Consider the following 23902-nt stretch of genomic DNA (forward strand, 5'->3'; position numbering starts at 1 on the left):
GCTTCGGGGCGGCGGGCGGAGCGGGCGGGGCCACGACGGCGCGCACCGGCCCGACAGCCTGCCGGAACAGTTCGAGGTCGTCGTCGCGCGGCTCGTTCTCGCTCATCGCTCCACACTAGCGGCATCGGGTGCCGGAACCACCACGGCGTCTTCATGAAGCGGAAGGGCACACGCGCCGTTCGGCTATCATGACCCCCCGCCGACGCCGGCGGTGCCTTCCACGCGGCGCCACCATCCATGCGAGTCCTTGTCAGCAACGACGACGGCGTCGACGCGCCGGGCATCCGCGTACTCGCGGACCACCTGCGCGCGGCCGGTCATTCAGTCATCACCGTCGCGCCCGACCGCGACCGGTCCGGTGCCAGCAATTCGCTGACGCTCGACATGCCGGTGCGCGTCGTCCGGCAGGACGCGCAGACCTGGCGCGTGTTCGGTACGCCCACTGACTGCGTGCACGTCGCGCTGACCGGCATGCTCGACGAGCTCCCCGACATCGTCGTATCCGGCATCAACAACACCGCGAACCTCGGCGACGACGTGATCTATTCCGGCACCGTCGCCGCGGCGATGGAAGGCCGCGGGCTGGGCCTGCCGGCGATCGCGGTCTCGCTGGCCACGGTCGACCACGTGGGCCGCAATTACGAGACCGCAGCGCGCGCCGCCGTGGAACTTGTCGCGCGGCTTGCAACCGATCCGCTTCCGGCCGACACCATCCTCAACGTCAATGTTCCGGACGTGCCGTGGGAGTCGCTCGCCGGATTTGAAGTGGGTCGGCTTGGCAACCGCCATCGCGCGGAGGCCTGCATCCCGCAGGTCGATCCGCGCGGCCGCCAGTGGTACTGGATCGGCGCGGCCGGCGCCGCGCAGGATGCCGGCCCCGGCACCGACTTCCACGCCATCGAGCGCGGGTGCGTCTCGATCACGCCGATCCACGTCGACCTCACCCGCTTTCGCGCGCTCGAGCAGGTCGCCGGATGGGTCGGCGGGCTGGTCGACACGCTCCAGCTGCGGACGGCCGGCTGACGATGCGCATGCACCTCAAGCCCGAAGCGGCCGGTAGCGGGCTCACGTCGCAGCGCGTGCGCGACCGGCTGGTGGAGCGGCTGCGCGCGAACGGAATCGCCGACGAACGCGTGTTGAACGCGATCCGCACCGTGCCGCGCCACCTGTTCGTCGACGAGGTGCTGGCGACGCGAGCGTACGAAGACACCGCGCTGCCGATCGGTCACGGCCAGACGATCTCGCAGCCGTGGGTGGTTGCCCGCATGACCGAGGCGCTCATGGCCTCGGAGCCGAAGAAGGTGCTCGAGATCGGCACGGGCTCGGGTTACCAGGCGGCCGTGCTCGCGGCGCTCGGGCTCGAGGTGCACACCGTTGAGCGCATCGGCGAGCTGCTCCGCATCGCGCGCAAACGCTTTCGCACGCTCGGCCTCACCGTGCGGAGCAAGCATGACGACGGCCGTATCGGCTGGGCCGAGAACGGACCGTTCGACGCGATCCTGGTCACTGCCGGAGCCCCGGCGCTGGTGGACGCGCTGCAGCAGCAGCTGGTGCCGGGCGGTACGCTGATAGCACCGGTGGGCGCGGCGAACGCGCAATCGCTGGTGAAGCTGGTGAAGCGGGCGGATGGCAGTGTCGACGAGCAAGTGCTCGCGCCTGTCGTGTTCGTCCCGCTGCTGTCGGGAATCGTGGATTGAACCGGAGCCGCGTTTGAAACTTTTCGCCCCGCTATACGACCGTGCGATCGGATGGGCCAGCCATCCGCATGCCGAACGCTATCTCGCAGCACTCAGTTTCCTCGAGGCGATCATCTTCCCGGTGATGCCGGAGGTCATGCTCGCGCCGATGTGCGTGGCGCAGCCGCGTCGAGCATTTCGTTACGCGGCGCTGAGCCTGTCGTTCTCCATGATCGGCGCGGTGGTCGGGTACTACCTCGGCCACTACGCGTTCGAAGCGGTCAAGCCGTTCTTCGCATCGATCGGGCTGCTGCCGAAAATCGAATCGGCGATCAGCGCGATGCAGGCGCGGATGGCGCAGTCGCCCTGGGGCGTTTTCTGGCTGCTCGTCGGCGGTGGTTTTGCGCCGATCCCGATGAAGATATTCACCTGGGCGTCGGGCATCGTCGGCGTGCCGATGCTGCAATACCTGCTGGCGATGGCGCTCGGGCGCGGCAAGCGTGTCTTCCTGCTCGCGATCGTGATCCGCGCGGGCGGCGAGCGCGCGGCAGCGGCGTTGCGCCGCTACATCGAGCCGATCGGCTGGGCCGCGATGCTGCTGCTCGTCGCGGCGATCGGCTGGCTGGCGTGGTCGGCACACGGCGCATGAGCAGGCGCCGTCGCGCCAGCGTCCTGCTCCTGGTCGCGGTCATCGCGACGGCGGGTTGCTCGAGTACCGTTGTTCGCGAGCAGCCCGGTGCACGACATGCGCCGGCGCGACGCGTGTCGACGCCCAGGCCCGGTGCGATCGCCGTGGTTGCGCGCGGGGAAACCCTTTACTCGATCGCAACGCGGAACGGCGTCAGCGTGCTCGATCTCGCGTCGTGGAATTCGTTGCCGCCGCCCTACACCATCTATCCCGGTCAGCGACTTCGGCTTTATCCGGGGGGCTCTGCCCCGACACGAGCAGCCTCGCGCGGCGCCGCGACGCCGGCCACCTCACCGCGCAGCCAGCCGCCGGCCGTGGCCCCCGCGCCTCCTACGGCCAGCTTCGCGTGGCGCTGGCCCGCCGAAGGAACGCTGGTCGGACGCTTCCTCACCGGCGAGCCGACGCAGCAGGGCATCGACATTGCGGGCGCGGAAGGGGCCACCGTGCGATCGGCAGCAGACGGAACCGTGGTCTATTCGGGCGCGGGGCTCGTCGGATACGGCGAGCTGGTGATCGTCAAGCACGGCGACCAGTGGCTGTCGGCGTACGGGCACAACCGCAAACGGCTGGTCAACGAAGGGCAGCTGGTGAAGGCGGGCGATCCGATCGCCGAGATGGGCCACAGCGGCGCCCCGCGCGACATGCTGCACTTCGAGATCCGATACGCCGGCAAGCCGGTCGATCCGCTGATTTACCTGCCGCCGCGCTAGCCGCGCGCTTGCGGTTCAGCCGTCGGTTGGCGCCAGGATGAAGCCGGCGACCACGCGCCGGCCTTCGCCGGCCAGCACGCAGAAGGTGCGCGCCGCGGCGGCGTTGCCCATCACCTCGAAGCCGACGCCGGCCTGCAGGCAGGTCGCCTGCGTGATCGCGGGCGCGAACCGGAGGCGCTCGCCGCTCCCGATCAGGACGACGTCGGGCGACAGCGCGAGAAGCGGCTGCAGGAGCTCGGGCGTCAGGTCCGCTGCGGCGGTTACCGGCCAGTCTTCGATGAGCGTGTCGGCCGAGACGATGAAGCTCGCCGTCAGGCAACGCTCGTTGATGAGGGCGGCGCTGCCGTCCGCGCTACGAAGCACATACGAAAAACCGGGATTCTCGAGCGTCAGTTGCATGCGAACGTTCCAGGCGGTCGCCGACGTCCCACGCTGTCGCTCAGGCTCGCGGCAGCACGATTTGCCGCTTGTCGCGGCTCGGGCGATACAGCACCGCGGTATGCCCGATGCGCTGGACCAGCACGGCGTCGGCAGCGGCGGCGAGTGAATCGATCAGCTCGCGGCGGGCTTCGCGGTCTTCCGCTCCCACTTTCACCTTGATCAGCTCGTGGTCTTCCAGCGCCTGGCCGAGTTCCGCGACCAGCGCCGGCGTCACGCCTTTACCTCCGACCTGCAACATCGCTTTCAGCCCATGGGCGTGGCCGCGAAGGAATCGGATCTGGGCGTTCGTGAGGCTGGGAGCGGTCAAGCGGACGTTCCGGGAGCGTGGGGAGGCGCAGGGTATCATGCGGTGATTCGCCGACTTTTCCGGCGCCCGCACACGTCGATGCCGAAGCGCAGCCAGTCCAGCCAACGCTGGCTCAAGGAACATTTCTCCGATCCCTACGTGAAGAAGGCGCAGGCCGAGGGGCTGCGTTCGCGAGCCGCGTACAAGCTCGAGGAACTCGTCGAACGTGACCGGCTGCTCAGGCCCGGAATGGTCGTGGTCGACCTCGGCGCAGCGCCCGGCGGGTGGTCGCAATGGGTTCGACAGGCGCTGGGTGACTCCGGTCGAGTGATCGCCCTGGACATCCTGGAGATGCCGGCGCTCGCGGGGGTCGAATTCCTTCATGGCGATTTCAGGGAGGACGAGGTCCTATCCCAGCTGGAAGCGTCGCTCGGACAGACGCAGGTGGACCTTGTTCTGTCGGACATGGCCCCCAACATGAGTGGCATGGACTCGGTGGATCTGCCCCGTGCGATGCACCTGGCCGAGCTCGCGATGGATTTCGGTGACCGCCACCTCCGTATCGGCGGCAATTTCCTGATCAAGCTGTTCCAGGGCGTGGGCTTCGACGATTACGTGCGTGAACTGCGGCGTCGCTACGACAAGGTGGCGATCCGCAAGCCCGCCGCATCGCGCAAACGTTCTCCCGAGGTCTATGCGCTCGCGCAGGGGCGCAGGGCGCAGATGAAGTAACGTGGCCTGCGGCCGCTGAAAACGATCGCAGGCAAGTGGCGACGGCGCGCAAGCGGCTGTTGCCAGTCACCCGGCCTCGTCCGGCATGCATCTTGAACAGGCGTACAGCTCGTACGTGCTTCAATGGGTCCACAAGGTATGAAGATGAACGACTTGGCCAAGAATCTCTTGCTGTGGGTGGTGGTCGCCGTCGTGCTGATGGTGGTCTTCCAGGCCTTCGGCCCGCGCAGTGCGCCGACGGAGACGCTGGCCTACGACCAGTTCATCCAACAGGTGCAGTCGGATCGCGTCCAGAGCGTTGTCATCGACCAGGACGAGGTCACGATCAGCGGCAAGCGCAAGGACAACACGAGCTTCGTCACCTACGCGCCTACCGACGCCGGGATGATGTACGACCTGTTGCACCACCGCGTCTCCGTCAACCAGAACCCGCCGCAGAAGGGGCCGTCCTTCTGGGGAATCCTGCTCAACTTCCTGCCCATTCTGCTGATCATCGGCGCGTGGATCTTCGTCATGCGGCAGATGCAGCAGGGCGGCAGCAAGGGTGCGATGAGTTTCGGCAAGTCGCGCGCCAAGATGCAGGGCGAGGACCAGGTCAAGGTCACGCTCGCCGACGTCGCGGGTTGTGACGAGGCCAAGCAGGAGGTCGGCGAGCTCGTCGAGTTCCTGCGCGATCCCACCCGCTTCCAGAAGCTCGGCGGCAAGATCCCGCGCGGCGTGCTGATGGTGGGCCCGCCGGGTACCGGCAAGACGCTGCTCGCCCGCGCAATCGCCGGCGAAGCGAAGGTGCCGTTCTTCTCGATTTCCGGTTCCGACTTCGTCGAGATGTTCGTGGGCGTGGGCGCCAGCCGCGTGCGTGACATGTTCGACCAGGCCAAGAAGCACGCGCCCTGCATCATCTTCATCGACGAGATCGACGCGGTGGGTCGCCACCGTGGCGCGGGTCTCGGCGGCGGTCATGACGAGCGCGAGCAGACGCTCAACCAATTGCTGGTCGAAATGGACGGTTTCGAGGGCGGCGAAGGCGTGATCGTGATCGCCGCGACCAACCGGCCCGACGTGCTCGATCCCGCGCTGCTGCGCCCGGGCCGTTTCGACCGTCAGGTGACGGTCGGCTTGCCGGACGTCCGCGGCCGCGACCAGATCCTGCAGGTGCACATGCGCAAGCTGCCGCTCGGCGAGGACGTCGTGCCGATGACGATCGCGCGCGGCACGCCCGGCTTCTCGGGCGCCGACCTCGCGAACCTCTGCAACGAGGCCGCGCTGTTCGCCGCGCGCGACAACGCCAAGCAGGTGCACATGGAGCACTTCGACAGGGCGCGCGACAAGATCCTGATGGGCGCCGAGCGCCGCTCGATGGCGATGAGCCTCGAGGAAAAGACCAACACCGCGTACCACGAGGCCGGGCACGCGATCGTCGGCCGCCTGGTGCCTGAGCACGACCCCGTCTACAAGGTCACGATCATCCCGCGTGGCCGCGCGCTCGGCGTCACGATGTACCTGCCGGAAGGCGACCGTTACAGCTACAACCGCACGATCATCGAGTCGCAGCTGTGCTCGCTGTATGGCGGTCGCGTCGCGGAGGAGCTGATCTTCGGCGCCGGCAAGGTCACCACCGGTGCATCCAACGACATCGAACGCGCCACCAAGATGGCCCGCAACATGGTCACGAAGTGGGGCCTGTCGGAACTCGGCCCGATCACGTTCGGCGAGGAAGAGGACGAAGTGTTCCTCGGGCGCTCGGTGACGCAGCACAAGAACGTGTCCGACGAAACCGCGCGCAAGATCGACGAGGTCGTCCGTGGCATCCTCGACCACGCGTACGCGCGCTCGGTGAAGCTGCTGACCGACAACGTCGACAAGCTGCATGCCATGGCGAAGGCGTTGCTCGAATACGAGACCATCGACGCCACGCAGATCGACGCGATCATGGAAGGCCGCGAACCGCCGCCGCCTTCGGGCTGGGCACGCGGTGGCCCGGCGACCGAAGAGCCGAAGCGTCTCCAGCTCGGTGGCGTGGCGCCCACCGGCACCTGACGCGACGTTGCCACGCAATCCCGAAAAGGCCAGAGTCCGCTCTGGCCTTTTTTCGTTTCCGGAGTCCGCGATGCAACGTCCGCAGCGTTTCGGGGTTTTCCTTGCCATCGGCATTGCGATAGGCGTCGCCATCGGGGCGGCGATGCACAACATGGGCGTTGGCGTAGGAATGGGGGTCGCCCTGGGCGTGGTGCTGTCGACCATTGCCGGCCGTCGGGGCGGGACCTGATGTTCGACACTGCCCCCGCGCTCGACTGCGGTGGCCGCCGGCTGGTGCTCGACGTGCCGCGGGTGATGGGCATCGTCAACGTAACGCCCGATTCGTTTGCCGACGGTGGGCAGTCTTTCGACACCGGAGCGGCGATCTCGCGCGGCCTGCAGCTCGTCGACGAGGGCGCCGACCTGCTCGACGTCGGCGGCGAATCGACGCGGCCCGGCGCCGAGGCGGTGTCGATCGACGAGGAACTGAGCCGCGTCATTCCGGTGATCGCCGCGCTGGCGAAACGCACGGGCGTACCGGTGTCGATCGATACCTCCAAGCCCGAGGTGATGCGCGCGGCCGTGGCGGCGGGCGCGGGCATGATCAACGACGTCTACGGGTTGCGGCGCGAGGGTGCGCTCGACGCGGCGGCGTCGCTCGGCGTGCCGGTGGTGATCATGCACATGCTCGGAGAGCCGCGGTCGATGCAGGACGACCCGCGCTACGAAGACGTGGTGGCCGAAGTGCATCGCTTCCTGACCGAGCGCATCTTCGCGGCCGAGCTGGCCGGTATCGACAAGAAACGCATCGTGATCGATCCCGGCTTCGGTTTCGGGAAGACGCGCGATCACAACCTTCAACTCCTTGCGCGCCTGCAGCGGTTTACGGAGCTCGGCGTGCCGGTGCTCGCCGGTCTGTCGCGCAAGCGGACGATCGGCGAGGTCACCGGACGGTCCGTGCCGGCGGAGCGCGCCGCAGGCTCGGTCGCAGCGCATCTCATTGCGGCGCAGAATGGCGCGCGCATCGTGCGGGTGCACGACGTGGCCGCGACTGTCGACGCGATCAAGGTCTGGAATGCCGTCGTCGCGCAGCCGGTGCCGCGCGTCGCAGAGGCGAAGCCCACGATTCGTTGGCCGGACGAAGACTGAGCCAAGCCTCCGCACGTTAGGGCGCGGCATGGCGGAGGCGCGCGGCGCGTGCCGGTCCAGGCACTGCGCCCGTTCGTCGCTGCTTGGCTCCTCGCGTAACTGCGTTTTTTGCGCCGCTGTGGTGCGCCAACGAATGGCGAGATCGCCCTCCCCGCGCCGGGCCGAGGCGCGCACGTCCGGTTACCCACACATCCTGTGGATAAGCCTTGGGCAGCGGCTGTGGATAAGCGCGTCGCGAAGCGCCACGGCCGCATGGGGCTTTCATTGGCCAAAGTTTCGCCATGCCGATGCGCATGGCTCCGCGCGACCGCGGAGGGCCGCACCCGCCCGCAACGGATCGCGTCGCCCGGTCGCTTGCCCCACACTTCGGGCATCGCTTCCTGCCGAAGGCCACACATGACTTCCTGGCTCCGCCGCAAGGACATCGACCGGATCACGGTGCATGAGGAAGGCCGACGGCTCACTCGCACGCTCGGCTGGCCGCATCTCGTCGCGCTCGGCATCGGCGCGATCGTCGGCACCGGCATCTACACGCTGATCGGCACCGCTGCAAACCTCGCGGGTCCAGCAGTGCTGCTGTCGTTCCTCGTCGCCGGCATCGTCTGCGCGTGCGCCGCGCTCGCCTACGCCGAGATGTCGACGATGATGCCGGCCGCGGGCAGCGCCTATACCTACAGTTACGCCGTGCTCGGCGAGGGCGTCGCGTGGATCGTCGGCTGGAGCCTGATCCTCGAGTATTCGCTCGTCGTAAGCGCGGTCGCCGTCGGCTGGTCGGGCTCGGTCGTGGAGTTCATGCGAGGGCTCGGCGTCGCGGTGCCGCAGGCTTTGGTCAGCGGTCCGCATGCGGGCGGGCTGGTCAACCTGCCGGCGGTGCTGATCGTGTTCGCGGTCGCGGGTTTGCTGATGCTGGGGACGCGGGAGAGCGCGACGCTCAACACGGTGCTCGTCATCGCGAAGGTGCTTGCGCTCGCGGTGTTCGTCGCCATCGCGCTGCCGCATTTCGACGCGGCCAACCTGCACCCGTTCATGCCGCACGGCTTCGCGAAGTCCACGGGCCCGGACGGCAAGGAGCACGGGGTGATGGCCGCTGCCGCGATCATCTTCTTTGCCTTCTACGGATTCGACGCGATCTCGACAGCCGCCGAGGAAGCGAAGAACCCGGCGCGCGACCTGAAGATCGGCATCATCGGTTCGATGGTGGGTTGCACGCTGATCTACGTGGTGGTCGCGCTCGCCGCGGTGGGCGCGATGCACTACACGGTATTTGCGCAGAGCCCTGCGCCGCTGGCGCTGATCATGCGCGAGATGGGCGAGGGCGGGGCCGCGAAGATCGTCGCCGGCGCGGCGGTGGTGGCGTTGCCGACGGTAATCCTGGCGTTCTTCTACGGGCAGAGCCGGATCTTCTTCGTGATGTCGCGCGACGGGCTGCTGCCGCGCGGATTGTCGAAAGTCAGCGTGCGCACCGGCACGCCGGTTGCTACGACGATGTTCACCGCCGTCATCGTTGCTGCGCTCGCCGGTGTTGCCCGGCTCGACGAGATCGCGGCGCTCGCCAATGCGGGCACGCTCGCCGCGTTCATCGCGGTGGCCGCCTGCATGCTGGTGCTGCGTCGCCGGGACGCTGCGCGCGCGAGGGTATTCCGGGCGCCCGCGGCATGGCTCATCGGGCCGGTGGCGATCCTCGGCTGCCTCTACCTGTTCTGGAGCCTGCCGGATCGCACCAAGGTCTGGTTCCTGATCTGGAATGCGATCGGCGTGGTCGTCTATGTCGTCTACAGCCGCCGCAACAGCCAGCTCGCGCGCGGACACCATGCCTGACGCTTCGTCCGTCGCTTCGTCCGTCACGTGACAGCCGACGCCCGCCCGCTTGCCGTCGCACTGATGGGCCCGACCGCCTCGGGCAAGACCGCATTGGCGATCGACTGGGCGCTGCGATTCCACGGCGAAGTGGTGAGCGTTGATTCCGCGCTCGTCTACCGTGGGCTCGACATCGGTGCGGCCAAGCCGTCGGTCGACGAGCGCCGTGGGGTCGCGCACCACCTGATCGACATCCGCGAACCCTGGCAACCGTATTCCGCCGCGGAATTCGCCGCGGATGCACTCGCCGCCGTGGACGCGATCGTGTCGCGCGGACGCCTGCCCATCCTCACCGGCGGCACCGGCCTGTATTTCCATGCGCTCCTGCACGGCCTGTCGCCGATGCCCGAAGCCGACGCAAGTGTTCGTGCCGCGATCGAGCGGGATGCGTCGGAGCGCGGCTGGGCCTCGATGCATGTCGAGCTCGCCGGCATCGACCCGGAGGCCGCGAGGCGCATACATCCGACGGATGCGCAACGCATCCAGCGCGCGCTCGAGGTGTGGCGGGTCAGCGGTCGCAGCATCACCGACTGGCGCCGTGAACGGCCGATGCAGCGTTTCCCGTGTCGCGTCCTCAAGATTGTCGCCGCGCCCGCATCACGCGCGGTCCTGCATGACCGCATCGAACAACGTTTCGACGCCATGCTCGACGCCGGCTTTCTCGACGAGGTGCGCCGCTTGCGCGCGCGGCCGGAACTCGCCGCGCACCCGCGCCCGCTCGACCTGCCCGCGATCCGCGCCGTCGGCTATCGCCAGGCCTGGGAGCATCTCGACGGCGCATTCGAAGCCGCCGAGCTGCGCGAGCGCGGCATCCACGCAACGCGCCAGCTCGCCAAGCGCCAGCTCACCTGGCTGCGTGGCGAGCTCGACGCGGTCACCGCCGACCCGTCGCTGGATCGGGCCCGGCTGGAGGCGCTGATCAGCGGTTTCCTGCGGCGCTAGCGCCGCCCGTGCACGTCGCAACCACGGGAAATCAGCGACGTTGCGCTACCATCGGACCGTCGCCGGGGTGGGGACAACCCAGGCGCACGGCCGGCTCCGTCGCGGCCGCCCATAACGAAAACAAATAGAAAGGTGGGGAAACAGGCAATGTCTAAGGGGCAATCTTTGCAGGATCCATTTCTCAACGCGCTGCGCCGCGAGCGGGTGCCGGTGTCGGTGTATCTGGTCAACGGCATCAAGCTGCAGGGCACGATCGAATCCTTCGACCAGTTCGTCGTGCTGTTGCGCAATACCGTGAGCCAGATGGTCTACAAGCACGCGATCTCGACGGTGGTACCGGCGCGCAACGTGCGCGTGGGGCCGGGTGGCGGCTTCGTGCAGCCGGGGGACGAAGGCGCGTCGGAGATTCCCGCGGAATGATGGCCATGCGGTTGGAGGTGCGGCATGTTTGAACGGTCGCGCAAGGGCGAGAACGCGCTGCTCATACAGCCGCATGCCGGTCCGCTGGACGAATCGGTGCTCGAGGAGTTCCAGGAACTCGCGCGTTCCGCCGGTGCGACGGTAGCCACGGTGGTCACCGCGCGCATCGACCGTCCCAACGCCGCCACGCTGATCGGCAGCGGCAAGCTCGAGGAAGTACTCGCCGCCGCCGAAGCGAGCGGCGCCGACCTGATCCTCGTCAACCACACGCTGAGCCCAGGGCAGGAGCGCAATCTCGAGCGCGCGCTCCAGCGGCGCGTGGTGGACCGTACCGGTCTGATCCTCGACATCTTCGCGCAGCGTGCGCGCAGTCATGAAGGCAAGCTGCAGGTGGAGCTCGCCCAGCTCAAGCACATGGCGACGCGGCTCGTGCGCGGCTGGACTCACCTCGAGCGCCAGCGCGGCGGTGCGATCGGCCTGCGCGGTCCGGGCGAGACGCAGCTTGAAACCGATCGCCGGTTGCTGCAGAAGCGCCTGGAGCAGTTGTCCAAGAAGCTCGACAAGGTCGAAGTGCAACGCACGCAGATGCGCCGCGCCCGCATGAAGGGCGAGTTGCCGCGCGTTGCGCTTGTCGGTTACACGAACGCCGGCAAGTCGACGCTGTTCAACGCCCTGACCGGCGCCGAGGCGTATGCGGACGACAAGCTGTTCGCCACGCTCGATCCCACCGTGCGACGCATCGACCTGCCGGGCTGCAGCGTGGTTCTCGCCGACACCGTCGGCTTCGTGCGCGACCTTCCGCATGACCTCGTCGCCGCGTTCCGTTCCACCCTGTCCGAGGCGCGCGACGCCGACCTGCTGCTGCACGTCGTCGACGCCGCCGATCCGCTTCGCACCGAGCGCATCGCGCAGGTGGACGCCGTGCTCAAGGAAATCGAGGCGAGCGACATTCCGCAGCTGCTCGTTTTCAACAAGATCGACCGGCTGGAAGACACGGCGCCGCGCTACGACCGCTTCGTCGAGGAACGGCCGCGCGTCTGGATCTCGGCGCGCGATTCGCTGGGGCTCGACCTGCTCGGTGAGGCGATCGGACAGGTGCTCGGCCTGGAACGTGTCACCGGGCGCATCCACCTGCCGAGCATGGCTGCACGCCTGCGCGGCCAGCTGTACGAACTCGGGGCGGTTCGCGCCGAGCGCGTCGAGGAGGACGGCTGGTGGCTGGACGTGGACATGGCGCACGCCGAGGCGAGCCGCATGGCGGCCGGCCCCGGCGGCCATGCGCTGATGCCGCTTTTGCCGCCGGATGTCGAACCGCCTCTTGGTTGAGGCGGCCGGACCCCCCACCTAGAATCCATCCCATTCCAAGCGCTGGCGAGAATGCCGCCCCTCGGAGGCGCGCCCCGTGCGCCCGGCGGCGGTACCGCAGCGCACCTCAGGAGCCCGCATGGCCTGGAACACGCCCGGCAGTGACAACGGCGAGCCCGGACGACCCCCGCGTCGCCCGCGCGGGTTCGCGCCCGCCGATCTGCTCGCCCGCCTGAAGATCCTGTTCGACGGCGCCGGCGGTCCGGTGCGCTGGGTTCCGCTGCTTCTGGGCATCTGGCTGGTCTTCAGCACGTTCGTGCTGGTGTCCGAGCAGCAGCGCGGTGTCGTGCTGCGTTTCGGGGAGTTCGCACGCGAGCTGGCGCCCGGCCCCCACTTCAAACTGCCATGGCCGATCGAGAGCGTGGCCAAGGTCAATGCGACCGAAATCAAGACGTTCACGCAGACGGTGCCGGTACTGACGTCCGACGAGAACATCGTGCACGTGGATCTGAACGTGCAATACCGCATCAAGGATCCGCAGCTTTACCTCTTCGGCACGCGCGACGCGGATGACGTGCTGAAGCAGGCGTCGCTGTCGACGGTGCGCGAGCTCGTCGGCCGCTCCAACCTGGACACCGTTCTCGGCTCGCGCAATTCGCTCGCGATTGCGGCGCGCACGCGGTTGCAGGCGTCGCTCGAGGCGTATCGAACGGGTCTTGCGGTCACAGAACTCAATCTGCCGAACGCGCGCCCGCCCGAGGAGGTCAAGCCAGCCTTCGACGACGTCAACTCGGCGCAGCAGGACAAGGATCGCGTGATCAGCGAAGCCCGCGCCTATGCCGCCAAGGTGATTCCGGAAGCGCGCGGCGAAGCCGCCCGCATCAGCGCCAGCGCCGAAGGTGAAAAGGCCTCGGCGATCGCGCGTGCAACCGGCGACGCGGAACGCTTTTCGCTGCTGGTCGAGCAATACAAGGCCGCGCCCGACGTCACCCGCAAGCGCCTGTGGCTTGAAACCGTGCAACAGGTGCTTGGCGAAAACCGCACGATCATCGGCGGCGACTCACGCCAACTGATCTATGTTCCGATGGCGCCGGCGCAGCCGGCAGCCAACCCCGTGGTGCCGCCGCTGCTCTCGCCGTCGCAGCCGCAGTCGGCGCCGGTATTGATGCCCGACGTGTTGCCCACCGTTACCGCGGACGAAGGCGGCCGAGGCCCGCGCCAGCCGCGTGCGCCGCGCGGCGCTGGAGAAGAGCGATGAGATATCCCGTGCTGATCGCCCTCGCAGTGGCGACGCTGCTCGCGTTGATGGGTTCGATGTTCGTGGTGCAGGAAGGGCATAGCGCGATCGTGCTGAACCTCGGGCGCCTCGCGCGTACCGATCTGGGCCCCGGACTGCACTTCAAGTTCCCGCTGGTCGAAACGCAGCTGACCTTCGATCGCCGCCTTGACGTGCTGCCCGCCGAGCCCGAGCGCTACCTCACGTCCGAACGCAAGGACATCAGCGTCGACTTCTTCGCGGTGGGTCGCATCGAGAACCTGCGTTCGTTCTATCGCGCGACCGGCGGCGACGAGCGCATCGCGATCGAGCGCCTCGCGCCGATCATCAAGGACGCGCTGCGCAACGAGATCAGCACGCGCACCCTGTCGCAGGTGGTTTCGGGCGACCGCGCGGGCATCGTCGCGGCGCAGTTGGCCGCGATCAATCGCGGCGCATCCACGTTGGGCGTTCACATCGTCGACCTGCGCATCAAGCAGATCGACCTGCCGACCGACAGCAAGGTGATCGGCGACGTCTACAGCCGCATGCGAGCCCAACGCCAGCAGGTGGCCAGCCAGCTTCGCGCCGAAGGCGCGGAGCAGGCGCAGCGCATCAAGGCCGACGCCGACCGCGACAGCGCGGTGCTGGTGGCCGAAGCCGAGCGCGACGCGCAGCAGCTGCGTGGCGAGGGCGATGCGCAGGCGGCGCGCCTGTATGCGGGTGCCGCCGAGAAGGACCCGGGCTTCTACGCGTTCCAGCGCAGCCTCGAGGCGTACCGGCACGCATTCTCCGGCGGCCAGACGGTGATCGTGGTCGACAAGTCGGACCCGTTCCTTCAGTACCTCAAATCCGACCGCTGATGGCGCGGGAGCTGTTGTCGGCGCTGTGCCTGGTCGCGGTCTTCGAAGGTCTGTTCCTGTTCCTCACGCCGGAGGGATGGAAGCGCACGGCCGAGCGGCTCTACGTGCTGACCAGCCTCCAGTTGCGCTTGTTTGGCGGCGCGGTCGTCATCGGCGGGCTGCTGTCGCTTTGGGCGGTTCGCGGCTGAACGACGATCAGGCTGGCCCCGGCGGACGGAAACCCGGAGAATGCACAAAAGCCGGACGGGGAGACCCGCCGGCTTTTCTCGTGTCTGCGGTCCGCCACGGTGGATCGGTCGATGGAAGTCGCGCCCGGTGGCGCGACATGGCGCGCTGCCGCGTGTCCATCGATGCCGCGCGTCGACGTGGCGGGGCGCTCACTTTGCAGCGAATCCGGAGAGTGCGATGGGTCAGTCGGTCGTGGTGTTGGGCGCCCAGTGGGGTGACGAAGGCAAGGGCAAGATCGTCGACCTGCTGACTCAGGACATCGGCGCGGTCGTGCGCTTCCAGGGCGGCCACAACGCCGGGCATACGCTGGTGATCGCCGGCAAGAAGACGGTGCTGCACCTGATCCCGTCCGGCATCCTGCGCGACGACGCGCTCTGCCTGATCGGCAATGGCGTCGTGCTGCACCCGGGGGCGCTGCAGAAGGAAATCGCCGAGCTCGAGGGCAACGGTGTCGAAGTGCGTTCGCGCCTGAAGATATCGCCGGCGACGCCGATCATCATGCCGTACCACATCGCGCTCGATCAGGCGCGCGAGAAGGCTGCAGGCGGCAAGGCGATCGGCACCACGGGGCGTGGCATCGGCCCGGCCTACGAGGACAAGGTCGCGCGTCGTGGCATCCGCGTCGCGGACCTGCATTACCCGCAGGAGCTGGCCGAAAAGCTGCGCGCGGCGCTCGACTATCACAACTTCGTGCTCACCAAGTACCTGGGCGCGGAGGACGTGGATTTCCAGCAGACGCTCGACGAAGCGCTCGCGTTCGGCGAGTACGTGGAACCGATGAAGGCCGACGTGGCAGGCATCCTTCACGAGCTTCGCAAGCAGGGCAAGCGCGTGCTGTTCGAGGGCGCGCAGGGCTCGCTGCTCGACATCGACCACGGCACGTATCCGTACGTGACGTCCTCGAACACGACGATCGGTGGCGCGCTCGCCGGTACGGGCGTCGGCGCCGATGCGATCGACTACGTGCTGGGCATCGCCAAGGCCTATGCAACGCGCGTGGGTGGCGGCCCGTTCCCCACCGAACTCGACGACGAAGTCGGGCAGGGCATCCGCGACCGCGGCCAGGAATACGGCGCAACGACGGGGCGCCCGCGCCGGTGCGGCTGGATGGACATCGTCGCGCTCAAGCGCGCGGTGGCCATCAACGGCATCAGCGGCCTTTGCATCACCAAGCTCGACATCCTCGACGGCATGGAGAAGCTGAAGATCTGCATCGCCTACCAGTACCGCGGCAAGCGCACCGAATACGCGCCGCTCGATGCCGGCGGCTGGGAAGAGTGCACGCCCGTGTATCTGGAATTCCCGGGCTGGCAGGAGAGCACCGCAGGCATTACCGAATGGGACAGGCTGCCGCCGGCGGCGCGCGCGTATCTGCGTGCGCTGGAGGAACTGGCCGGCTGCCCGCTGGCGATCGTGTCGACCGGGCCGGACCGCGACGCGAACATCGTGTTGCAGGATCCCTTCGCGTAGCAGCTGCGGTGCGTTCGGCTACGGGGCCGCCTGCGGGCGGCTTCGTCGTTTGCGTCGATCGTTGGTGTCGCCGTGCGAGCGGGTCGCGGAGTTTCCCGGCCGGCGCGAGCGAAGCATCGCCGCGGGGCCATGTCCGCATCGACGCGGCGCGCCGGAAGCGGTGGGGGTGGCCGCGACGCGTTGCGCGGACGCGCGAATTTCGCGTGGGGGCGAGGCGCTTCCACGTGCCGCGTACGATCGCTCCCGAACGGCGCGATGATCAGCGCCGGGATGTCGAACCTCGCCGCGACGCGTGCGTGCACGCGAGTGATCGACGCCTGGCCCAGGCAAGCCCACCCCACCCGGCCACCCGTAACGAAGCCATGACCGTTTCCGACCAGGAAGTGCAGGCATACGTCGACGGCGAACTCGCGCCGCCGGACATCGCGCGTGTCGAGGCCGCCATCGCGGCGGACGTGCTTGTCGCAGCGCGGGTCGAACGCGCGAGGCGACTTCGAGGACCGGGCCGGGCCGCATTCGACACTGCGCCGCAACCCGCGCCGTCGCGGCTGGAGGGTCTTCTCGTTCGGGACGCGCGTGCTCGCGACTCAGCCGATCGGGATCCCGGTGCGGCGGGCGCGTCCAAGCCGCACGCGTCGCGGTGGCGCATTCCGGCAATTGCACTGGCCGCGCTCGTCGCCGCGCTCGCCATCGGGAACCGGCTGCGCAAGCCGGAAACGCAGGTCGAGTGGCGCGACACCCGGTTCGTGGCGAGCGCCGAGCTCGCCCGTCGGCTGGATAACGCACTTGCCGGCTCGCCCGACGCCGCAGCCCCCGTCCGAATCGAACTCACCTTCCGCGACAGCCGCGGTCGGGTGTGCCGAAGCTTCGTGTCCGGTGCGTGGCACGTCGCCGGGCTCGCATGCCGCGAGGGCGGCAGTTGGACATTGCCGGTCGTCGGCGCGCTCGATGCCAGCGGCAGCGCGGCGACGAACGCCTCATCGACCGCGATGCCCGCCGAAGTCCTCGTGGCGATCGACGAACGCATGCGGGGCGGCGCATTCGACGCGGTGCAGGAGCGGCGCGCCCGCGCATCCGGTTGGCGCTGACAAGCGCGTCGCGTGCACTTGTGCCTAACGTCGACGGCCTACCCTCGGAGCGATGGAGATGGACACGCCGATGCGTCGCCGGCAACGGGCGCGATTTGCGATCTCGCTGCTTGTGCCGCTTGCCTGCAGCGGTTGCGAAATGCTCGGCGCGATCTTCTACACGCCGGGCCTGCGCCTGATCGTGCTGATTGTCGTCGCCATCGCGGTGGCTGGCGCGCTCGTGTCGCGCAGCAAGCGACCCTAGTCGTCGAAGCGGTGCACGTCCTGCGCGATGCGCGCCACCTCGTCGGCTGCGTGGCTCACGTAGATCATCGGAAGGCCGCTCTCGTCGCGGACGCCCTGCAGGTACGGCAGCAGCTCTTCGCGGCGGTCCGGGTCCAGCATCGAGAGCGGCTCGTCCAGCAGCAACAGCCGCGGCTGGGACAGCAGCGCGCGGCCCAGCGCGATCCGTTGCACCTCGCCGCCGGAAAGGCCGGTGATGCGCCGCTGCATGAGCGGGCCGAGCGCGAGCAGGGCGGCGACGTCGTCCAACGTAAAGCCGCCGGCATTGCTTCGCGCGCCGTAGAGCAGGTTACGGCGCACGTCGAGATGCGGAAACAATCGGCCGTCCTGGAACACGTAACCGATTCGGCGCCGGTGCGGCGCGACGTCGACGCCGCGCGCCGCATCGAACAGCGTTTCGCCCGCGATGGCGATATGTCCGCGCGCGGGTCGCAACAGCCCGGCGACCGCGTGCAGCACCGAGGTCTTGCCGCTGCCCGATGCACCCACGAGCGCGAGTACCCGCGCGTCGCTCTCGATCCGCAGCCTGCGCTCGAAGCTGCCACGGCGCAGCGTTACGTCGATGGAGTGGACGACATCGCTCACGTTGCCGGCTCGCGTCGCTGCCGTTGCAGCAGGGCTTCGGCTGCCAGCATCGCCAGCAGTGAAATCGCAACGGATACGCCGCACAGCGCCCACACGCGCGACTCGGCACCGGGCACCTGGAGCAATGCATAGATCGCCGATGAAAGCGTCTGTGTCTCGCCGGGAATGCTCGAAACGAACGTGATGGTGGCGCCGAATTCGCCGACCGCCTTCGCGAACCCGAGTACCGCGCCGGCCACGATGCCCGGCCACGCGAGTGGCATCGTCACGTCGGCGAACGCGCGCAGCGGCGATGCGCCGAGCGTCGCCGCTGCATTTTCGAGTCGCACGTCGACACCCTCGAGCGACAACCGGATCGCGCGCACCATCAGCGGGAACGCCATCACGGCGCAGGCCAGTGCGGCGCCCGTCCAACGGAACGCGAACGTGATGCCGAGCGTGTCGTGCAGCCATGCGCCGGCGACGCCACGCAGGCCGAACACCCGCAACAGGACGAAACCCGTGACAACCGGCGGCAGCACCAGCGGCAGGTGCACCAGCGCGTCCAGCAGCAATCGCCCCGGGAAGCGTCGGCGCGCGAGCAGCCAGCCCACGGCAACCGCAGGCGGCAGGCTGGCGAGCGTGGCGAGGGTCGCGACCTTCAGGCTCAACGCGACAGCCGCAGCTTCGTCGGGCGTCAGCATCATGCCGGCGGCAGGAAACCGTGCCGACGAAAGATCGCCTGGCCTGCGGGCGAACGCAGCCATGCGACGAAACCGGCGGCCTGCGGATGCCGGCTCGCCGCGACGCGCGCGGCCGGGTAGGCGATCGGTGCACGCGGATCGGCCGGAAGCCGCGCGAGTACGCGAACGCGCGGTTCCGCGAGCGCATCGGTCGCATACACGATACCCAGCGCCGCTTCGCCACGGGCGACCAGCTCGAGCGCGGCGCGCACATTTTCCGCCTCGACCACCCGGCCTTGCAGCGGCGCCCACATGTCCAGCGACTGCAGCACCGCGCGTGCATAGCGACCGGCGGGGACACTCGCCGTCAACGCCAGTGCGATGCGGCCGTCGCGTCCCAGGCGCGGGCGCAGGTCGAGCCCGCGACGGGGCGTGATCGGCAACGCTTCGCGCGACGCCGGCGCGATCAGCACGAGCGCGTTGCCTGCGACGTCGCGCCGCGTGCGCGCGTCGATCAGGTGTTCCTTCTGCACGACGTCCATCCAGTCGCGATCGGCGGAGATGAATACGTCCGCCGGCGCGCCTTCCTCCACCTGCCGGGCCAGTGCGGAACTGGCGCCGTAACTGATGCGCACCGGAACCGCGTGCGTGCGGCCGTAGAGCGCGCCTGCTTCGTCCAGCGTTTCCTTCAGGCTCGACGCCGCGAAAACGGTGAGCGGCGCGGCGGCCCGCGCAGCCGTCGCGAAAGCGAGCGCAGCACAAACAAGCAGGGCGAACCGGGTGAGCGCAGCCATCGGGGCAGCCGGCGACGAAGTTGGCCGCATTAGACCAGACACGCCTTCACCCCGCCGCCTGCACCGCCATCGTCCAATACAGCTGCTGGACAGCGAGAGGCACATGACCCACGACATCGGATCCCGGGCCGGCGGCGAGCCGGCGCGACGCGACGCCTTCGTGCGCGTGCGCGGCGCACGCGAGCACAACCTCAAGGATGTCAACGTCGACATCCCGCGCGATGCCCTCGTGGTGTTCACGGGCGTCTCCGGCTCCGGCAAGTCGTCGCTTGCGTTCGGCACGCTGTATGCCGAGGCACAGCGGCGGTACTTCGAATCGGTGGCGCCGTACGCGAGACGGCTGATCGACCAGGTCGGCGTGCCCGACGTGGACTCGATCGAAGGCCTGCCGCCGGCGGTGGCGTTGCAGCAGCAGCGCGGCGCGTCGAGTGCGCGGTCGTCGGTGGGCAGCGTGACCACGCTGTCGAGCCTGGTGCGCATGATGTATTCGCGCGCCGGCAGCTATCCGCCCGGGCAGGCGATGCTCTACGCGGAGGACTTCTCGGCCAACACGCCGCAGGGCGCGTGCCCGGGCTGCCACGGGCTCGGCTACGTGTACGAGGTCACCGAGGCCTCGATGGTGCCGGATCCGTCGCTGTCGATCCGCGATCGCGCGATCGCGTCGTGGCCGCCTGCATGGCACGGCCAGAACCTGCGCGACATCCTGGTCACGCTGGGCTACGACGTCGACCGGCCGTGGAAGGACCTGCCCCGGAAGGACCGCGACTGGATCCTCTATACGGATGAATCGCCGACGGTGCCCGTGTTCCCGGGCTTCACGCCGGCCGAGACGCGGTCGGCCATCAAGCGCAAGCTCGAGCCCGCCTACATGGGCACGTTCACCGGCGCGCGCCGGTACGTGCTGCACACGTTCGCGAACACGCAGAGCGCGTTGATGAAGCGCCGCGTGGCGCGTTTCATGACGGGCAGCGCGTGCCCCGTGTGTGATGGAAAACGGCTCAAGCGCGAGGCGCTGTCGGTGACCTTTGCGGGCGTCGACATCGGCACCCTGTCGCAGTTGTCGTTCGACCGCTTGGTGGATCTGCTGCGTCCCGTTGCCGAGGGCCGCTTCGACGACGTTCCCGCCGTTTCGCATGGCGATGCACGCGGCGCCAAAGCCACCAGACGCGACCGCGCCCAACGCAGCGCCGCCGGCAAGGCCACGCACGCCGCAGCGCCCGATATCCATCGCACGGCGACGTTGTCGGAAGAGAAGCGCATTGCCGCGCAACGCATCGCGACCGATCTGGTGGCGCGCATCGGCACCTTGCAGTCGCTCGGCCTGGGCTACCTCTCGATGGACCGTGCGACGCCCACGCTGTCGCCCGGTGAACTGCAGAGGCTTCGGCTTGCCACGCAGATCCGTTCGAACCTGTTCGGCGTGGTCTACGTACTCGACGAGCCCTCCGCCGGCCTGCATCCGGCCGACAGCGAGGCCCTGTTCGACGCGTTGCGGGAGCTACGCGACGGTGGCAATTCGATCTTCGTGGTCGAGCATGACCTGGCGATGATGCGTCGCGCCGACTGGCTGGTCGACGTCGGCCCGGGCGCAGGCGAGCGCGGCGGCGAGGTGCTCTACAGCGGCGAACCGGCCGGACTGGAGGCGATCCCGTCGTCGGAAACCGCGCGTTATCTGTTCGAACACGTGTCGCCGCCGGCGCGCGCGTATCGCCCGCCGACGGGTTGGCTCGAGCTGCGCGACGTGCATCGCAACAACCTGCACGCGATCGACGCACGGATCCCGCTGGGCGTGCTCACGTCGGTCACGGGTGTATCCGGTTCCGGCAAGTCGAGCCTGATCAGCCAGGCGCTCGTGGACCTCGTGTGCGGCCATCTCGGCCACGAACCCGAGGACGAAGAGCCGGAGGCCGACGAAGGACCCAGCCTCGCGCAACGCACGCGGGGTCACCTGCGCGGGGACCTCGACGCGATCCGCCGGCTGGTGCGTGTCGACCAGAAGCCGATCGGCCGCACGCCCCGGTCGAACCTCGCGACGTACACCGGCCTGTTCGACCATGTGCGCAAGCTGTTCGCCGCGACGCCCGATGCACGCAAGCGCCGCTTCGATGCGGGGCGCTTCTCCTTCAACGTCGCCAAGGGTCGCTGCGCGACCTGCGAAGGCGAAGGCTTCGTCAGCGTCGAGCTGCTGTTCATGCCGACCGTCTACGCGCCTTGCCCGACGTGTCATGGCGCCCGCTACAACGAGGCGACGCTGGCGGTGCGCCTGGACGGCAAGAACATCGCGGAAGTACTTGCGCTCAACGTCGAGGAGGCGGCCGAATTCTTCGCCAACCACCCGGCGGTGCGGCGGCCGCTTGAGCTCCTTCGCGAGATCGGGCTGGGCTACCTGCGGCTCGGACAGCCGGCCACGGAGCTATCGGGCGGCGAAGCGCAACGCATCAAGCTGGCGACCGAACTGCAGCGCAACCAGCGCGGCCGCGCGCTCTACGTCCTGGACGAACCGACGACGGGCCTGCACGCCGCCGACGTCGATCGCCTTATGCGTCAGCTGCACGGACTGGTGGACGCGGGCAACACCGTGGTGCTGGTCGAACACGAAATGCGCGTGGTGGCGCAGAGCGACTGGGTGATCGATGTCGGCCCCGGCGCTGGCGACGACGGCGGCAAGCTCGTCGCGTGCGGCACGCCCGCGGAACTGGCGGCGCGTGCCGAAAGCCGCACCGCGCCTTACCTCGCCGAGGTCATGGCCCGCGCGCGCCCGTAGCCGGTTCGTCGCAACGGGCAACGTCGGCGATCGGTGACGGGGCCTGCCCGGGCACCTCGGTGGGCACGGCGACTTCATTTGGACCCGGGCGCAGCATCCGTGATTTCCGCCAGCCGCCGAACACGTAGTAGGCCACCGAGCCAAGCATCGCGACGATCGCGCTCGCGGGGAAACTCCACCAGATCGCATCGGCCCCCATGCGGGGCTGCAGCAGCGAGGCGAACGGAACCCGGACGCCCCAGAGCGCGATCGCCAGGATGATCAGCGGCGGGATCACGGCGCCCGTAGCGCGGACCACGCCCGACAGCACGAACGTGACGCCGAAGAACAGGAAGGAGGCGACGACGATCGGATTGAGGTGGATCGCGATGGCCAGCGCCGGGCTGCCGTCGGGCAGGAACAGCGACAGCGTGTGCCGGTCGAACAGGATCAGCGGGATGATCAGCGCGCCCGTCATCAGGAAGTTGAACAGCACGCCTGACTTGGCCGTCGAATGCACGCGGTCCCAGCGGCCCGCACCCACGTTCTGTCCGGCCATCGACGAGCAGGCCGCGCCGATCGCCATGGCCGGCATCTGCACGTACGTCCACAGCTGCAACGAAGCACCGTACGCGGCCGCGGTGTCGACTCCGTGCTTGTTGACCATGGTGATCATCGCCAGCATGGCGACCGAGATCAGCATCATCTGCAAGCCGATCGGAATCCCCTTGACGATGAGGGACTTCAGCACCGCGAGATTCGGCCTGTAGAGCCCGCGTTCGTGGCGGCTGATCCACAGGCGATGCTTCTTGTGGCGCAGCCACAGCAGCAATGCGCCAAGGCTTACGGCGTTCGCGATGAGCGTGGCCGTCGCGGCGCCGGCGATGCCCATGCGCGGGAACGGGCCGAGTCCGAACAGCAGCACCGGATTGAAGCCGATGTCGAGCGCGACGGTGAGCAGCAGGAACAGGAACGGCGTGCGCGTGTCGCCGGAGCCGCGCAGGATCGCCGTGATAAAGGTGAAGGCGTACAGGAACGGCAGCGCGAGGAAGATGATCCTGAGATAGGCCTCGGCAAACGGCAGCGCGGCCGGCGGCGTGTCCATCAGCGCGAGCAGGTGTCGCGACAGCGGCAGGCCGATCGCGGCGATGACGATCGACAGGCCGATGAAGAACGTGGCGCTCGTGCCGATCACGCTGCGTGCCTGCTTCAGGTCGCCGCGACCGATGGCCTGCGCCACGAGGATGCTCGCCGCCATGCCGATGCCGAACACGGCACCGAGCAGCAGGAACATCACGTTGTTCGCATTGGCGGTGGCGGTAAGCGCCTGCTCGCCCAGGAATCGCCCGACCCACACCGCATTGACCGAGCCGTTGAGCGACTGCAGCACGTTGCCGCCGAGGATCGGCAAGGCGAAGCGGAACAGCGTGCCGGCGATGGGCCCCTGCGTGAGGTCGTGACGTGGACCGGCCATTCGTGCCTCCGAAGCGGGCTGGAAGGGTACCTGCTGGGGCGTGCAGGCGGCGGAATTCCGTGCGGGCGTCGCGCATGGGTGTTGCCACGCGCGCGTTGAGAGCGGATGCGGCGACGACGTTTGCCACAGTCGGACCGGGCGCGCGACCCGTCGCTCTAGGCACACGCATCGCGCATCACGGGGCGCGGACCGGCGGTTGCCGGCTCGGGCAACTGCGGTTGTGGCCGGGTACCTGC

Annotated in this window: 25 protein-coding genes; 19 read left to right on the forward strand and 6 right to left on the reverse strand. The window is 68.6% G+C overall.

Features of this window, described 5'->3' with window-relative positions; genetic code table 11:
- Window positions 1-237 precede the first annotated feature (237 nt).
- From surE to FW784_RS02005, 4 genes are read left to right on the forward strand one after another with little or no spacing between them, the layout of a single operon-like run.
- Complete coding sequence (surE, locus tag FW784_RS01990) at window positions 238-1023, forward strand: 5'/3'-nucleotidase SurE (RefSeq protein WP_149351683.1); 786 nt, start codon at window positions 238-240, stop codon at window positions 1021-1023.
- Window positions 1020-1697 (forward strand): protein-L-isoaspartate(D-aspartate) O-methyltransferase, encoded by a 678-nt coding sequence (locus FW784_RS01995; protein ID WP_149351711.1) that lies wholly within the window; start codon window positions 1020-1022, stop codon window positions 1695-1697. Before surE ends, FW784_RS01995 begins: the two co-directional genes overlap by 4 nt.
- Window positions 1698-1710: 13 nt before the next feature.
- On the forward strand, window positions 1711-2325 hold the full coding sequence (locus tag FW784_RS02000; protein WP_149351684.1) for a YqaA family protein: 615 nt from the start codon (window positions 1711-1713) through the stop codon (window positions 2323-2325).
- The gene (locus FW784_RS02005) at window positions 2322-3074 is read left to right on the forward strand and encodes a peptidoglycan DD-metalloendopeptidase family protein (RefSeq protein ID WP_149351685.1); all 753 of its coding nucleotides are present in this window, start codon (window positions 2322-2324) and stop codon (window positions 3072-3074) included. The genes FW784_RS02000 and FW784_RS02005 overlap by 4 nt, the downstream gene beginning before the upstream one ends.
- A gap of 15 nt (window positions 3075-3089) precedes the next feature.
- On the opposite strand, the gene FW784_RS02010 is transcribed toward FW784_RS02005, so the two are convergent.
- Window positions 3090-3473: an Mth938-like domain-containing protein gene (locus tag FW784_RS02010; protein WP_149351686.1), complete on the reverse strand. Its 384-nt coding sequence runs from the start codon at window positions 3471-3473 to the stop codon at window positions 3090-3092.
- Window positions 3474-3513: 40 nt separating this feature from the next.
- Window positions 3514-3822: a ribosome assembly RNA-binding protein YhbY gene (gene yhbY, locus FW784_RS02015; RefSeq protein ID WP_235893537.1), complete on the reverse strand. Its 309-nt coding sequence runs from the start codon at window positions 3820-3822 to the stop codon at window positions 3514-3516.
- 78 nt (window positions 3823-3900) lie between these two features.
- Here yhbY and rlmE point away from each other — a divergent pair, with 78 nt between their 5' ends.
- The 14 genes from rlmE to FW784_RS02080 all read left to right on the forward strand — a co-directional run bounded on the left by rlmE (window position 3901) and on the right by FW784_RS02080 (window position 17370).
- Window positions 3901-4533, forward strand: a complete 633-nt coding sequence (gene rlmE / locus FW784_RS02020; RefSeq protein WP_149351688.1) for a 23S rRNA (uridine(2552)-2'-O)-methyltransferase RlmE — start codon at window positions 3901-3903, stop codon at window positions 4531-4533.
- A gap of 144 nt (window positions 4534-4677) precedes the next feature.
- Complete coding sequence (gene ftsH / locus FW784_RS02025) at window positions 4678-6570, forward strand: ATP-dependent zinc metalloprotease FtsH (RefSeq protein ID WP_187770638.1); 1893 nt, start codon at window positions 4678-4680, stop codon at window positions 6568-6570.
- Between the two features lie 70 nt (window positions 6571-6640).
- Complete coding sequence (locus FW784_RS14220) at window positions 6641-6799, forward strand: glycine zipper domain-containing protein (protein WP_187770639.1); 159 nt, start codon at window positions 6641-6643, stop codon at window positions 6797-6799.
- A complete protein-coding gene (gene folP, locus FW784_RS02030; RefSeq protein WP_149351690.1) occupies window positions 6799-7698 on the forward strand; it encodes a dihydropteroate synthase in 900 nt (299 codons plus the stop codon). The genes FW784_RS14220 and folP overlap by 1 nt, the downstream gene beginning before the upstream one ends.
- Before the next feature lie 396 nt (window positions 7699-8094).
- Window positions 8095-9516, forward strand: a complete 1422-nt coding sequence (locus FW784_RS02035; RefSeq protein ID WP_149351691.1) for an amino acid permease — start codon at window positions 8095-8097, stop codon at window positions 9514-9516.
- Between the two features lie 27 nt (window positions 9517-9543).
- A complete protein-coding gene (gene miaA / locus FW784_RS02040) occupies window positions 9544-10497 on the forward strand; it encodes a tRNA (adenosine(37)-N6)-dimethylallyltransferase MiaA (RefSeq protein ID WP_149351692.1) in 954 nt (317 codons plus the stop codon).
- 147 nt (window positions 10498-10644) lie between these two features.
- Window positions 10645-10917: an RNA chaperone Hfq gene (hfq, locus tag FW784_RS02045; protein WP_149351693.1), complete on the forward strand. Its 273-nt coding sequence runs from the start codon at window positions 10645-10647 to the stop codon at window positions 10915-10917.
- A gap of 24 nt (window positions 10918-10941) precedes the next feature.
- Entirely contained in the window at window positions 10942-12243 is a 1302-nt protein-coding gene (hflX, locus tag FW784_RS02050; RefSeq protein ID WP_149351694.1) for a ribosome rescue GTPase HflX, read from the forward strand.
- Between the two features lie 118 nt (window positions 12244-12361).
- Window positions 12362-13480 carry an FtsH protease activity modulator HflK gene (hflK, locus tag FW784_RS02055; RefSeq protein WP_149351695.1) on the forward strand — a complete coding sequence of 373 codons (1119 nt, stop codon included), beginning with the start codon at window positions 12362-12364 and terminating at the stop codon, window positions 13478-13480.
- Complete coding sequence (hflC, locus tag FW784_RS02060; RefSeq protein ID WP_149351696.1) at window positions 13477-14340, forward strand: protease modulator HflC; 864 nt, start codon at window positions 13477-13479, stop codon at window positions 14338-14340. The genes hflK and hflC overlap by 4 nt, the downstream gene beginning before the upstream one ends.
- Window positions 14340-14528 carry a DUF2065 domain-containing protein gene (locus FW784_RS02065; protein ID WP_149351697.1) on the forward strand — a complete coding sequence of 63 codons (189 nt, stop codon included), beginning with the start codon at window positions 14340-14342 and terminating at the stop codon, window positions 14526-14528. The genes hflC and FW784_RS02065 overlap by 1 nt, the downstream gene beginning before the upstream one ends.
- A gap of 217 nt (window positions 14529-14745) precedes the next feature.
- Complete coding sequence (locus tag FW784_RS02070) at window positions 14746-16038, forward strand: adenylosuccinate synthase (protein WP_149351698.1); 1293 nt, start codon at window positions 14746-14748, stop codon at window positions 16036-16038.
- A gap of 362 nt (window positions 16039-16400) precedes the next feature.
- Window positions 16401-17126, forward strand: coding sequence for an anti-sigma factor family protein (locus FW784_RS02075; RefSeq protein WP_149351699.1), 726 nt, complete (start codon window positions 16401-16403; stop codon window positions 17124-17126).
- A 58-nt stretch (window positions 17127-17184) separates the two neighbouring features.
- Window positions 17185-17370: a hypothetical protein gene (locus tag FW784_RS02080; RefSeq protein WP_149351700.1), complete on the forward strand. Its 186-nt coding sequence runs from the start codon at window positions 17185-17187 to the stop codon at window positions 17368-17370.
- Here the strand turns inward: FW784_RS02080 and FW784_RS02085 are convergent.
- The 3 genes from FW784_RS02085 to modA are packed head-to-tail and all read right to left on the reverse strand — an operon-like array spanning window position 17367 to window position 19449.
- Complete coding sequence (locus FW784_RS02085) at window positions 17367-17993, reverse strand: ATP-binding cassette domain-containing protein (protein WP_149351701.1); 627 nt, start codon at window positions 17991-17993, stop codon at window positions 17367-17369. The two genes, FW784_RS02080 and FW784_RS02085, sit on opposite strands and share 4 nt — an antisense overlap.
- Window positions 17990-18676 (reverse strand): molybdate ABC transporter permease subunit, encoded by a 687-nt coding sequence (modB, locus tag FW784_RS02090; protein ID WP_149351702.1) that lies wholly within the window; start codon window positions 18674-18676, stop codon window positions 17990-17992. Before modB ends, FW784_RS02085 begins: the two co-directional genes overlap by 4 nt.
- Window positions 18676-19449, reverse strand: a complete 774-nt coding sequence (gene modA, locus FW784_RS02095) for a molybdate ABC transporter substrate-binding protein (RefSeq protein WP_149351703.1) — start codon at window positions 19447-19449, stop codon at window positions 18676-18678. The genes modB and modA overlap by 1 nt, the downstream gene beginning before the upstream one ends.
- 103 nt (window positions 19450-19552) lie before the next feature.
- On the opposite strand from modA, the gene FW784_RS02100 reads away from it, so the two are divergent.
- Entirely contained in the window at window positions 19553-22213 is a 2661-nt protein-coding gene (locus FW784_RS02100) for an excinuclease ABC subunit UvrA (protein WP_149351704.1), read from the forward strand.
- Here the strand turns inward: FW784_RS02100 and FW784_RS02105 are convergent.
- The gene (locus FW784_RS02105; protein ID WP_149351705.1) at window positions 22191-23666 is read right to left on the reverse strand and encodes an MATE family efflux transporter; all 1476 of its coding nucleotides are present in this window, start codon (window positions 23664-23666) and stop codon (window positions 22191-22193) included. The genes FW784_RS02100 and FW784_RS02105 overlap by 23 nt on opposite strands.
- Window positions 23667-23902 lie beyond the last annotated feature (236 nt).

It is taken from the genome of Cognatilysobacter lacus, assembly GCF_008274655.1.
Taxonomy (GTDB): domain Bacteria; phylum Pseudomonadota; class Gammaproteobacteria; order Xanthomonadales; family Xanthomonadaceae; genus Cognatilysobacter; species Cognatilysobacter lacus.